The organism is Enterobacter cloacae complex sp. 394I7 (genome assembly GCF_057320345.1).
On sequence record NZ_JBXWCR010000002.1, the window covers coordinates 308,493 to 321,434 of the forward strand.

The window sequence follows — 12,942 nt, forward strand, 5'->3', positions numbered from 1 at the left end:
GTGCTGTATAAAAATTGCGCAGCATGGGGTGTTCATTTATGATGCACTTCTTATCACGGACTGATGTACCCAAAGAAAGAGATGTTGGTGAGTCCAGCACGCAGTTTGTTAATGATGTAGCCGTGATAAAGAGGTCGTAATGCCAGGCAGCACCTTGTTCAAAGCGTTTGTTTTGTTTGTCGCCCTTTGGGCACCTTTCACTCAGGCAGGCTCCGGTTGGCAACCCATTCAGGAAACTATCCGTAAGAGCGAAAAAGATACCCGTCAGTATCAGGCTATTCGCCTTGATAACGGGATGACTGTGCTGCTGGTTTCCGATCCGCAGGCGGTGAAATCCCTGTCGGCACTGGTGGTGCCGGTTGGGTCGCTGGAAGATCCGGAAGCCCACCCTGGGCTTGCACACTATCTGGAACATATGACGCTTATGGGTTCCAAAAAATACCCCCAGCCAGATAGCCTGTCCGAATTTCTCAAAATGCATGGCGGCAGCCACAACGCCAGCACGGCGCCGTACCGTACAGCCTTCTATCTCGAAGTTGAGAATGATGCGCTGGGAGGTGCAGTGGATCGTCTGGCGGATTCTATCGCGGCTCCCCTGCTGGATAAAAAATACGCTGACCGCGAACGCAATGCCGTTAATGCTGAACTGACCCTTGCCCGTACGCGAGACGGGATGCGTATGGCGCAGGTGAGTGCAGAAACCATTAACCCGGCGCACCCGGGATCGCGTTTTTCCGGTGGTAATCTGGAGACGCTGAGCGATAAACCGAACAGCCCGGTGCTGGATGCCCTGCATGCCTTTCGCGATAAATACTACTCCGCCAATCTGATGAAAGCGGTCATCTACAGCAACAAACCGTTGCCTGAGCTGGCAAGCATGGCGGCACAGACGTTTGGCCGGGTACCGAATAAAAATATCGACCTGCCGCAGATAAACGTTCCTGTGGTCACGGACGCGCAAAAAGGGATCGTTATCCACTACGTTCCTGCACTGCCGCGTAAAGTGTTACGCGTTGAGTTCCGCATTGATAACAATACGGCGCAGTTTCGCAGCAAAACCGATGAACTGGTCACCTACCTGATTGGCAACCGTAGCCCGGGAACACTTTCTGACTGGCTGCAAAAACAAGGGCTGGTGGAAGGTATCCGTGCCGACTCCGATCCGGTTGTGAACGGCAACAGCGGCGTGCTGGCGATCTCCGCCACCCTGACTGACAAAGGTCTGGCTCACCGTGATGACGTCGTGGCGGCTATCTTCAGCTACCTCTCTTTGCTGCGCGATAAAGGCGTCGATAAACGTTACTTTGATGAACTGGCGCACGTGCTGGATCTCGATTTCCGTTATCCGTCCATTACCCGCGACATGGATTACGTTGAATGGCTGGCCGATACCATGATCCGTGTGCCGGTGGAACATACCCTCGACGCGGTCAATATTGCCGACCAGTATGACGCCGACGCGGTAAAAGCCCGTCTGGCGATGATGACGCCGCAGAATGCCCGCGTCTGGTATATCAGCCCGAACGAACCGCATAACAAAATGGCCTATTTTGTCGATGCCCCTTACCAGGTGGATAAAATCAGTGACCAGACCTTCGCCGACTGGCAGAAAAAGGCCGGTGAGATCGCGCTTAAATTGCCGGAGCTGAACCCCTACATTCCGGATGATTTCTCGCTGATTAAAACCACGAAAGCCTATCCGCACCCGGAACTTATCGTTGACGAGCCGACGCTGCGCGTGGTGTATACGCCAAGCCGCTATTTCGCGAGTGAACCGAAAGCCGATGTGAGCGTGGTTCTGCGTAACCCAAAAGCAATGAACAGCGCTAAAAATCAGGTGATGTTTGCGCTCAATGACTATCTTGCCGGTATCGCACTCGATCAGCTTAGCAATCAGGCGGCCGTCGGCGGGATAAGCTTCTCGACCAACGCCAATAACGGTCTGATGGTCAATGCCAACGGCTACACCCAGCGTCTGCCGCAGCTGTTCCAGGCGTTACTGGAAGGTTATTTCAGCTATACCCCGACGGAAGAGCAACTTGAGCAGGCCAAATCCTGGTATGCGCAGATGATGGATTCTGCCGAGAAGGGTAAAGCGTATGACCTGGCGCTCATGCCGACGCAAATGCTTTCGCAAATTCCCTATTTCCAGCGCGAAGATCGCCGGGCGCTGCTGCCCTCTATCACCTTAAAAGATGTGCTGGCGTATCGTGATGCGCTGAAAACGAACACGCGTCCGGAGTTCCTTATCGTCGGAAACATGAGTGACGTACAGGCCAAAACACTGGCAGAAAATGTCCGTACGCAGCTTGGTTCGAAAGGCGACGAGTGGTGCCGCAACCAGGACGTACTGGTTGAGAAAAAACAGAATGTGATTTTTGAAAAGGCGGGTAACAGCACGGATTCAGCCCTGGCCGCTGTGTTTGTACCCACGGGTTATGATGAATTCACCAGTACCGCGCAGAGTGCGGTGCTGGGGCAGATTATTCAGCCGTGGTTCTACAACCAGCTGCGTACAGAAGAGCAGCTTGGTTACGCGGTCTTTGCCTTCTCCATGAACGTGGGTCGCCAGTGGGGGCTGGGCTTCCTGCTGCAAAGCAGTGATAAACAGCCTGCTTATCTCTGGCAGCGTTATCAGGCATTCTTCCCACAGGCGGAAGCGAAGCTGCGGGCGATGAAGCCGGAGGAGTTTGCTCAGATTCAGCAGGCCGTCATCGCTCAGGTGATGCAGCCGCCGCAGACGCTGGGTGAAGAAGCATCACAACTGAGCAAAGATTTTGATCGCGGTAATCTGAAATTTGATTCGCGTGATAAAGTAGTGGCCGAGATAAAACAGCTGACGCCGCAGAAGGTTGCTGATTTCTTCCACCAGGCGGTGGTTAAACCGCAGGGAATGGCGATTCTGTCGCAGGTTTCCGGTAGTCAGAACGGGAAAACGGACTACGTTAACCCCAAAGGCTGGACGATCTGGAAGAGCGTCAGCGCGCTGCAGCAATCTATGCCCTGGAGTAAGAAAGAATGACCGATACCGCTGAGCCCCTTAATCCCTTACGTTTACCTCTACAGGGTGAACGATTGATTGAAGCCTCAGCGGGAACGGGAAAAACCTTCACCATCGCCGCGCTCTATCTGCGTCTTCTGTTAGGGCTTGGTGGTAACGCCGCTTTTCCACGTCCGTTAAGCGTGGAAGAGCTGCTGGTGGTCACCTTCACCGAGGCCGCTACCGCTGAGCTGCGCGGTCGTATTCGTGCCAATATTCATGAGCTGCGCATCGCCTGCCTGCGCCAGACCACGGATAACCCTCTCTACGCCAACCTTCTTGAAGAGATTGCAGATAAGCAACAGGCCGCCCAGTGGCTGCTGTTGGCGGAACGGCAGATGGACGAAGCGTCCGTTTTCACCATTCATGGTTTTTGTCAGCGCATGCTGAGCCTGAATGCGTTTGAATCCGGAATGCTGTTTGAACAGCAGCTCATTGAAGATGAATCTGTGCTTCGCTATCAGGCCTGTGCGGATTTCTGGCGTCGCCACTGTTACCCTTTATCGCGCGATATCGCTGAAGCGGTCCATGCGTTGTGGAAAGGTCCCGAAGAGCTTCTTCGCGCTATCGACCGTTATCTTCAGGGCGAAGCGCCGGTTATCAAATCCCCGCCACCTGCAGACGAAACGCTGGCTTCACGTCATGAAAAGATCGTCGGAAAAATTGCTGCGCTCAAGCAACAATGGAATGCGTCCGTCGGTGAGATTGAGGCAATCATCGAAAACTCCGGGATCGACAGACGTAAATTTAACCGCGGCAACCAGGGTAAATGGATCGAGAAGATCAGCGCCTGGGCGCAGGAAGAGACGCGCGGTTATCAGCTTCCGGACGCACTGGAGAAATTCTCGCAGCGTTTTTTGATTGAGCGGACTAAAGCCGACGGCATTGTGCCTGAGCATCCTCTGTTTGTTGCGATTGAATCGCTGCTCGCTGAGCCACTCACGCTCAATGACCTGATGATCACCCGCGCCATGACGGAAATTCGCGAAGCCGTATCACGTGAGAAACGTCGCCGTGGCGAACTGGGTTTTGACGATATGCTGAGCCGCCTTGATGCGGCGCTGTGCAGTGAAAACGGCGAAGCCCTTGCCTGCGCGATCCGCACCCGATTCCCGGTAGCGATGATTGACGAATTTCAGGATACGGACCCTCAGCAGTACCGTATTTTCCGCCGCATCTGGCGACAACAGCCCGACACTGCGCTGTTGTTAATCGGCGATCCGAAACAGGCCATTTACGCCTTCCGCGGTGCGGATATTTTCACCTACATGAAGGCCCGCAGTGAGGTAGAGGCGCACTATACGCTGGATACCAACTGGCGCTCTTCCCCGGGCATAGTGCAAAGCGTCAATGCGCTGTTTAGCCGCATGGATACGGCGTTTATGTTCCGTGAGATCCCCTTTCAGCCGGTAAAGTTTGCCGCAAAAAACAGCTCGCTGCGTTTCGAATTCAACGGGGTGACGCAGCCCGCCATGAACTTCTGGCTGCTTGACGGTGAAGGCTGTGGCGTCGCGGACTATCAAAATGCCATGGCCCAGCATTGTGCCGCGCAGATCCGTGACTGGCTCAGCGCTGGTGCGCGTGGCGAGGCGCTGTTGTGGAAGGAAAATGAGTCAGCCCCCGTGAAGGCTTCTGATATCACGGTGCTGGTGCGCAGTCGTCAGGAGGCGTCGCTGATCCGCGATGCGCTTACCCTGCTGAACATCCCGTCCGTTTACCTCTCAAACCGTGACAGCGTTTTTGAAACTCTGGAAGCACAGGAGATGTTGTGGCTGCTTCAGGCCGTGCTGTCCCCGGAGCGCGAAAGTACGCTTCGCAGTGCACTAGCCAGCGCCATGCTCGGTCTGAACGCCCGTGACATTGATGCACTCAATAATGACGAAGCCGCATGGGATGCGGTCGTCGAAGAGTTTGTTCACTACCGTGAACGATGGCAGAAGCGCGGTGTGATGGCGATGGTGCGTGAGCTCATGGCGAAGCGACACCTTGCGGAGAATATGCTCGCGACAGCAGGCGGTGAACGCCGTCTGACCGACATTTTACATATCAGTGAGCTGTTGCAGGAGGCGGGCACGCAGCTTGAAAGCGAACATGCTCTGGTGCGCTGGCTGGCGCAACAGATTGCCGACCCAAACAGCAACGCCTCCAGCCAGCAGATGCGTCTTGAGAGTGATAAACATCTGGTACAGATCGTCACGATTCACAAGTCGAAAGGCCTGGAGTATCCGCTGGTCTGGCTGCCGTTTATCGCCAATTACCGCGTGCAGGATCAGGCCTTTTACCACGATCGCGAGTCGTTCGACGCGGTGCTCGATCTCAGTAAAGCGGAGTCCAGCGTTGAGCTGGCCGAGGCCGAACGTCTGGCGGAAGATTTACGCCTGCTCTACGTGGCATTGACCCGTTCGGTCTGGCACTGCAGCCTGGGCGTGGCGCCGCTGTTTCGCCGTCGTGGCGACAAGTCGGGGGAGAGCGATTTCCACCTGAGCGCGCTGGGGCGACTCATTCAGCTCGGCGAGCCCAAAGATGCTGCCGGGCTGCGCCAGTGCATCGAGTCGCTGTGCGGCGAGCATGTTGCCCTGCACATTCCGTCGCCACCCGATAACAGCCGCTGGCAGATGCCGGACTGGCGGGAATCTGAACTGGAAGCCCGGCAGATTCTGCGCACCATTGCCGACGACTGGCGCGTTACCAGCTACTCCGGGTTACAGCAGCACGGGCAGAGCATTGCGCAGGACCTGATGCCAAAGCTGGATATTGATGCCGCCGGAGCCGGTAGCGTGCCGGTTGAGCCTGCGCTTACGCCGCATCAATTTCCACGCGGCGCGTCACCGGGAACCTTTTTGCATAGCCTGTTTGAAGAGCTGGATTTTACCCATCCTGTCTCTGACGAATGGGTCCTGAAGATGTTACAGAGTGGGGGCTATGATGCACAATGGCAGCCGGTCCTCACCGAGTGGATCCGCGCTATTCTGCACGCCCCGCTCACGGCAGAGGGCCTCTCTCTCAGCCAGTTGACCGCCAAAGATAAACAGGTGGAGATGGAGTTTTACCTTCCCATCGCCAGCCCGCTGCGGGCTGACGTGCTTGATGCGGTGATCCGCGAGTATGACCCGTTGTCCGCCGGTTGCCCGCCGCTGAACTTCCGCCAGGTGCAGGGGATGTTAAAAGGCTTTATCGACCTGGTTTTCCGTCACGAAGGGCGCTACTACCTGCTGGATTACAAATCAAACTGGCTGGGTGAGAACAGCGAAGCCTACACCCAGCAGGCGATGGCATCCGCCATGCAAATGCATCGCTACGATCTGCAGTACCAGCTCTATACTCTGGCGCTGCATCGTTATCTGCGCCATCGCATTGCTGACTACCGTTACGAAGAGCACTTTGGTGGGGTGATTTACCTTTTCCTGCGCGGTGTGGATGCGGCTGACCCGCGTTCAGGCATCTTTAGCACACGCCCGCATGCGGCACTGATTGAGAAAATGGATAACTTATTTGCAGCAAACACGGAGGAAGTGGCATGACGATGCAGGAATTGTTGCTGGAAGCGGTAGAACAGCGACTACTGCGCCACCTGGACGTACAGTTCGCCATGATGGTGTCCGGTGATGAGCCTGCCGTGATGCTCGCCGCTGCCATCCTGAGTAAAGACGCAGGGGAAGGGCACGTTTGCCTGCCGCTTTCGCGTCTGGCGATGGATGAGAAAATGCCCGCGGCCCTGCAGTCCTGTTTTGCACTGCTGGGAGAATCCGTGGACTGGCCGACGGTGTTGCACCGTTCGCCTGCCGTCAGCGCAGCCGATAGCCAGACACCCATGATCCTGACGGGCGATCGTTTGTATCTCAACCGACTGTGGCGTAATGAACTGGCGGTCGCGCGTTTTTTCAGCGAGACCAATGCGCCTCTTCCCTGCGATGAAGACCAACTGCGGCAAACGCTGGATACCTTGTTTACCTCTGTTGAGGCGACAGACTGGCAGAAAGTGGCGGCGGCCGTGGCCTTAACACGGCGGATCTCCGTCATCTCTGGCGGCCCGGGAACCGGTAAAACTACCACCGTGGCCAAACTGCTTGCCGCCCTGATTCAGTTATCGGGTGAGCAAAAGTGCCGTATTCGTCTGGCGGCCCCTACCGGCAAAGCGGCGGCACGCCTGACCGAGTCGTTAGGTGGTGCGCTGCAGAAGTTGCCACTCACCGGGGAGCAGCTTGCCCTTTTCCCAAACGAAGCCAGCACGCTGCACCGGCTGCTGGGTGCTCAGCCGGGAAGCCAGCGTCTGCGTTATCACGCCGGTAACCCGTTGCACCTGGATGTGCTGGTGGTGGATGAGGCGTCAATGATCGACCTGACGATGATGGCGCGGTTGATTGATGCTCTGCCAGCGCACGCCCGCGTCATTTTCCTGGGCGATCGCGACCAGCTTGCCTCGGTGGAAGCCGGGGCGGTGCTGGGAGATATCTGCACTTATGCAAGCCTGGGATATACCGCTGAACGCGCTGAGGAGCTGTCCCGTCTGACCGGCTGTTCGCTCGCCAGTGAAAACCATTCCCTGGCGGGGGCGCTGCGCGACAGCCTGTGCCTGCTGCAAAAAAGCTACCGTTTCGGCAGCGACTCGGGCATCGGTCAGCTGGCTTCGGCTGTGAACAGAGGCGACCGGCAGATGACCTGTGCGGTATTTGACGGTCAATTCACCGATATCGAGAAAAAATCGCTGCAAACCGGGGAAGAGTATCAGGCGATGCTTGATGACGCCCTGCAGGGGTATCAGCATTTCCTGACGGGTGTACAACAGCAATGCACGCCCGCACAGGCGCTCGCCGCCTTTGGCGAGTATCAGCTACTGTGCGCACTGAGGGAAGGGCCATTTGGCGTAAGCGGTCTGAACGACAGGTTCGAACAGCTGCTGGGCCAGAAACGCAAAATCCACCGCACCCCGCACTCGCGCTGGTATGAGGGACGCCCGGTGATGATCGCCCGCAACGATAGCGCGCTGGGGTTGTTTAACGGGGATATCGGGATTGCCCTCGATCGTGGACTGGGGCTGCGCGTCTGGTTCCAGATGCCGGATGGAAGCGTGAAGTCCGTTCAGCCCAGCCGTCTGCCTGAACATGAAACGGCCTGGGCAATGACGGTGCATAAGTCTCAGGGCTCCGAGTTCAACCATGCGGCGCTGATCCTGCCGACACAGCTTTCGCCCGTTATTACCCGCGAACTGATTTATACCGCCATTACGCGCGCGCGTCAGCGCCTGTCGCTGTATGCCGATGAGCGCGTACTGCTACAGGCGATTGCCACCCGCACGGAACGTCGAAGCGGCCTGAGCGCGATATTTGAATCCCTTTAAGCGATAGCCCCCACCGGGTGGTGAGGGCTTCGTATTATCCCAGATCGGCCATCAGCACTTTTGACCGGCGCTGATAGTTGTACATCTCTTTCTTACTCTCCGGCAGTGATTCAATGTCCACCGGTGTAAATCCGCGCTCCTGGAACCAGTGAATGCTGCGCGTAGTCAGCACGAACAGCTTGTTCAGCCCCATCTGACGCGCCTGAGCCGCCACGCGCTCAAGCAGCATTTCACCCCGTGAAGAGCTCCGGTAGTCAGGATGCACCGCCACGCAGGCCATTTCTCCGATCTGCTCTTCCGGGAACGGGTAGAGAGCGGCGCAGGCAATGGTCAGGTTATCGCGCTGAATAATGGTGAATTTGTCGATCTCCATCTCCAGCTGTTCGCGGGAGCGCCGAACCAGAATGCCCTGCTGTTCCAGTGGGCGAATCAGCTCCAGAATTCCGCCAATATCATTGATGGTGGCGCGACGGATCTGCTCCGCGCTCTCCATCACAATCTGGGTGCCGATACCATCGCGGGAGAACAGTTCCTGCAGCAGGGCACCGTCTTCCTGATAGCTGATCAGGTGGCTACGACGCACGCCACTGCGGCAGGCCTTCACGGCACCGCGCAAAAAACGCACGGTACCCGAGTGGTAATCCCCCTCGGCTTCCAGCGCTTCTACGCGAGCCTGGGCCTCATTCGGGAAGAGCTCTGGCACAATCACCCCTTCATCATTCACGACGCCCTGGGAAGAGCAAAACCCAATCATTTTCTCCGCCTTCAGCTTGATGGCCAACTGAGTGGCAATCTCTTCTGAGGTGAGATTAAAGCTTTCACCGGTTACGGACACTGCCACAGGCCCCATCAGCACGATGGCACCGCTGTCCAGCTGGCGGTGAATGGCCTCTTCATCGATACGACGAATACGTCCGCTATGGCAATAGTCCACGCCATCGTCCACGCCGAGAGGCTGAGCGATGATAAAATTGCCGCTCACAACGTTGATGTGCGCGCCCTGCAGCGGTGTGTTGTTAAGGCTCATCGACAGGCGAGCGGTGATATCCAGCTGCAGCAGACCCGCCGCCTGTTTCACCAGCTCAAGGGTTTTCGCATCCGTGACGCGGGTATGTTTATGGTAAATCGGCTCGTGGTGATGCGCGGCCAGGTTGGCATCAATCTGCGGGCGCGCGCCATACACCACAACCAGGCGGATCCCGAGGCTGTGCAGCAGGCCAATGTCATTGACGATGCTGGAAAAGTTTTCATGCTCAATGGCTTCGCCGCCGAGCATGATGACAAACGTTTTTCCCCGATGGGCGTTGATATAGGGAACAGAATGGCGGAATCCCTGGACCAGTTCGGTTCTACGTTCCTTCACCATGACACAACCCTTAATGAATGTTTATTCGTAATTTATGTATTTTTATTCGATTGTGGCCGTGTGTGCAAGCCTAAATTTTCTGCGACCCACAGAAATTGATAAGTAATCCGTGCGTTAGCGTATGAATGTTTACCCTTTTATAGATGACAGTTTATGCGTCATTCGTTAAAGTTTTCGGTCAATTTAGCGATTTTGTAAATCAATCACTTTTCTTGCTCGGGAGAAGCATGTCGGGATCCAATTCAGCAATAAGCCGCCGCCGGTTGTTAAAAGGGGCAGGGGCGATGTGGTTGCTTAGCGTCAGCCAGGTGGGTCTTGCCGCCACCAGTCAGGTGGTGGCGGTGCGCGTCTGGCCGTCGTCGACCTATACACGCGTCACGGTAGAATCCAATCGGGTGCTGAAATATAAGCAATTTGCCCTCAGCAATCCTGAGCGTGTGGTGGTGGATCTCGAAGGTGTTAACCTCAACTCTGTGCTTAAGGGAATGGCGGCGCAGATCCGCGGCGACGATCCGTTTATCAAATCGGCGCGCGTGGGTCAGTTTGATCCGCAAACCGTGCGCATGGTGTTTGAGCTGAAGCAAAACGTTAAACCGCAGCTGTTTGCCCTGGCACCTGTTGCGACGTTCAAAGAGCGTCTGGTCATGGATCTCTATCCGGCGAATGCGACGGATATTCAGGATCCGCTGCTGGCATTACTGGAAGACTACAACCAGGGCAACCTGGAGAAGCAGGTGCCACCGGCCCAGAGCGGTCCGCAGCCCGGAAAAGCAGGGCGCGATCGCCCGATTGTGATCATGCTTGATCCTGGCCATGGCGGCGAAGACTCGGGCGCAGTGGGGAAATATCGTACCCGGGAAAAAGATGTGGTGCTGCAAATCGCCCGCCGGCTGAAGGCGCTGATCGATAAAGAAGGCAATATGCGCGCCTATATGACGCGAAACGAAGATGTCTTTATTCCACTGAAAGTCCGCGTGGCGAAAGCCCAGAAGCAGCGTGCAGACTTGTTCGTCTCGATCCATGCCGATGCGTTTACCAGCCGCCAGCCGAGCGGTTCGTCGGTGTTTGCGCTCTCGACTAAAGGGGCAACCAGCACCGCCGCAAGATTCCTGGCTGACTCTCAGAACGCCTCGGACCTGATTGGCGGCGTGAGCAAAAGTGGCGACCGCTATGTCGACCACACCATGTTTGATATGGTGCAGTCGCTGACCATCACCGACAGCCTGAAATTTGGTAAAGCGGTGCTGGGCAAGCTAGGCAATGTTAATAAGCTGCACAAAAACAGCGTTGAACAGGCCGGGTTCGCGGTGCTGAAGGCCCCGGATATTCCGTCGATTCTGGTCGAGACCGCGTTTATCAGTAACGTGGAAGAGGAGCGTAAGCTCAGGACGGCAAAATTCCAGCAGGAAGTGGCAGAGTCGATTCTGGCAGGGATCCGGGCGTATTTCTCAGATGGGGCGACGCTGGCAAGGCTTGGGTAGTTGAGTGCGCCGGGTAACCGCCCGGCAGTTTCACACACCGCAGATACAAAAAAACACCCTGAAGGGTGTTTATTGTTTTAGAAGTGTTGGTTGCGGGGGCCGGATTTGAACCGACGACCTTCGGGTTATGAGCCCGACGAGCTACCAAGCTGCTCCACCCCGCGTCCGTCTTTCTACTCTTGTAGAAACTTACTTCTTCAAATTTGATTGGTTGCGGGGGCCGGATTTGAACCGACGACCTTCGGGTTATGAGCCCGACGAGCTACCAGGCTGCTCCACCCCGCGTCCGTCTTCCTACTGTCGTAGAAGATACTTCATCAAATTTTAATTGGTTGCGGGGGCCGGATTTGAACCGACGACCTTCGGGTTATGAGCCCGACGAGCTACCAGGCTGCTCCACCCCGCGTCCGTGGAAGCGCACTATACTCGGTTAGGTTTGTGATGCAACCCCTTTTTCACATAAATCATTAACTTTGTATGTAAATTGAACGGCGTTGCGATATTTGGACTATTTTTTGCTCAGAATTTGCCAAAGGGCATGTGATTCCGTTTCTTTAGAACAGTGGGTTTGTTATCTTCATCACGCGGTAATGGGCAACTTTAAGACGAGATATAATGAAAGGACGTTGGGCGAAGTATCTAATGACAGGGGCAATGGTAGCCATTCTTGCGGCCTGCTCTTCTAAACCGACCGATCGCGGTCAACAGTATAAAGACGGGAAGCTATCCCAGCCTTTCTCTTTAGTTAATCAACCTGATGCCGTTGGCGCACCGATCAACGCAGGAGACTTTTCCGAGCAGGTTTACCAGATCCGCAACGCGTCGCCACGTCTGTATGGCTCACAGAGCAGCGTTTATAACGCGGTACAGGACTGGCTGCGCGCGGGCGGTGATACGCGCAATATGCGCCAGTTTGGTATCGACGCCTGGCAGATGGAAGGGGCGGATAACTATGGTAACGTCCAGTTTACCGGCTACTACACCCCGGTTATCCAGGCGCGACACACGCGTCAGGGCGAGTTCCAGTATCCCATTTACCGAATGCCGCCTAAACGCGGTCGTCTGCCGTCCCGCGCTGAGATCTACTCCGGTGCGCTGAGCGAAAACTACGTCCTGGCCTACAGCAACTCGCTGATGGACAACTTCATCATGGATGTTCAGGGCAGCGGCTATATCGACTTTGGCGATGGCTCCCCCCTGAACTTCTTCAGTTATTCCGGTAAAAACGGTCATGCCTATCGCAGCATTGGTAAAGTGCTGATCGACAGAGGCGAAGTGAAAAAAGAAGACATGTCGATGCAGGCGATCCGCGAGTGGGGTGAAAAACACAGCGAAGCCGAAGTGCGTGAGTTGCTGGAACAGAACCCGTCGTTTGTCTTCTTTAAACCGCAAAACTTTGCGCCAGTGAAAGGGGCGAGTGCCGTTCCACTGATTGGCCGCGCCTCGGTAGCTTCGGATCGTTCTATTATTCCTGCGGGTACCACGCTGCTGGCGGAAGTGCCTCTGCTGGATAACAACGGCAAATTTAACGGTCAGTACGAGCTACGTCTGATGGTCGCGCTGGATGTCGGCGGTGCGATTAAAGGTCAGCACTTCGATATTTATCAGGGCATTGGCCCGGATGCGGGGCACCGTGCAGGCTGGTATAACCACTATGGGCGCGTATGGGTGCTCAAGGCAGCCCCTGGCAGCGGTAACGTATTCAGCGGCTGATTGT

6 protein-coding genes and 3 tRNA genes are annotated in these 12,942 nt (G+C 55.9%); 5 read left to right on the plus strand and 4 right to left on the minus strand.

What is annotated here, in order from left to right; genetic code table 11:
- Positions 1 to 139 precede the first annotated feature (139 nt).
- Genes ptrA through recD form a run of 3 tightly spaced genes read left to right on the plus strand, consistent with a single transcriptional unit; the run spans position 140 to position 8,378 of the window.
- Positions 140 to 3,022, plus strand: coding sequence for a pitrilysin (ptrA, locus tag AC2FAP_RS12555; RefSeq protein ID WP_020883783.1), 2,883 nt, complete (start codon positions 140 to 142; stop codon positions 3,020 to 3,022).
- Positions 3,019 to 6,561 carry an exodeoxyribonuclease V subunit beta gene (gene recB / locus AC2FAP_RS12560; protein WP_049023267.1) on the plus strand — a complete coding sequence of 1,181 codons (3,543 nt, stop codon included), beginning with the start codon at positions 3,019 to 3,021 and terminating at the stop codon, positions 6,559 to 6,561. The genes ptrA and recB overlap by 4 nt, the downstream gene beginning before the upstream one ends.
- Positions 6,558 to 8,378 (plus strand): exodeoxyribonuclease V subunit alpha, encoded by a 1,821-nt coding sequence (gene recD, locus AC2FAP_RS12565; protein WP_049023268.1) that lies wholly within the window; start codon positions 6,558 to 6,560, stop codon positions 8,376 to 8,378. The genes recB and recD overlap by 4 nt, the downstream gene beginning before the upstream one ends.
- 34 nt (positions 8,379 to 8,412) lie before the next feature.
- Here the strand turns inward: recD and argA are convergent, their stop codons facing one another.
- Positions 8,413 to 9,744 carry an amino-acid N-acetyltransferase gene (gene argA, locus AC2FAP_RS12570; protein WP_020883786.1) on the minus strand — a complete coding sequence of 444 codons (1,332 nt, stop codon included), beginning with the start codon at positions 9,742 to 9,744 and terminating at the stop codon, positions 8,413 to 8,415.
- A gap of 227 nt (positions 9,745 to 9,971) precedes the next feature.
- On the opposite strand from argA, the gene amiC reads away from it, so the two are divergent.
- Complete coding sequence (gene amiC / locus AC2FAP_RS12575; RefSeq protein ID WP_020883787.1) at positions 9,972 to 11,225, plus strand: N-acetylmuramoyl-L-alanine amidase AmiC; 1,254 nt, start codon at positions 9,972 to 9,974, stop codon at positions 11,223 to 11,225.
- A gap of 87 nt (positions 11,226 to 11,312) precedes the next feature.
- Here amiC and AC2FAP_RS12580 read toward each other — a convergent pair.
- The 3 genes from AC2FAP_RS12580 to AC2FAP_RS12590 form a co-directional block, all read right to left on the minus strand.
- A tRNA-Met gene (locus AC2FAP_RS12580) sits at positions 11,313 to 11,389 on the minus strand.
- A gap of 44 nt (positions 11,390 to 11,433) precedes the next feature.
- A tRNA-Met gene (locus AC2FAP_RS12585) sits at positions 11,434 to 11,510 on the minus strand.
- Between the two features lie 44 nt (positions 11,511 to 11,554).
- A tRNA-Met gene (locus AC2FAP_RS12590) sits at positions 11,555 to 11,631 on the minus strand.
- 209 nt (positions 11,632 to 11,840) lie between these two features.
- On the opposite strand from AC2FAP_RS12590, the gene mltA reads away from it, so the two are divergent.
- Positions 11,841 to 12,938 (plus strand): murein transglycosylase A, encoded by a 1,098-nt coding sequence (gene mltA / locus AC2FAP_RS12595; protein ID WP_025203349.1) that lies wholly within the window; start codon positions 11,841 to 11,843, stop codon positions 12,936 to 12,938.
- The last annotated feature ends 4 nt before the right edge of the window (positions 12,939 to 12,942 follow it).

Coding starts and splice junctions, on each gene's coding strand:
- argA (WP_020883786.1), bottom strand. CDS start 9,744: ATGGTGAAGGAACGTAGAACCGAACTGGTCCAGGGATTCCGCCATTCT.
- mltA (WP_025203349.1), top strand. CDS start 11,841: ATGAAAGGACGTTGGGCGAAGTATCTAATGACAGGGGCAATGGTAGCC.
- recD (WP_049023268.1), top strand. CDS start 6,558: ATGACGATGCAGGAATTGTTGCTGGAAGCGGTAGAACAGCGACTACTG.
- recB (WP_049023267.1), top strand. CDS start 3,019: ATGACCGATACCGCTGAGCCCCTTAATCCCTTACGTTTACCTCTACAG.
- amiC (WP_020883787.1), top strand. CDS start 9,972: ATGTCGGGATCCAATTCAGCAATAAGCCGCCGCCGGTTGTTAAAAGGG.
- ptrA (WP_020883783.1), top strand. CDS start 140: ATGCCAGGCAGCACCTTGTTCAAAGCGTTTGTTTTGTTTGTCGCCCTT.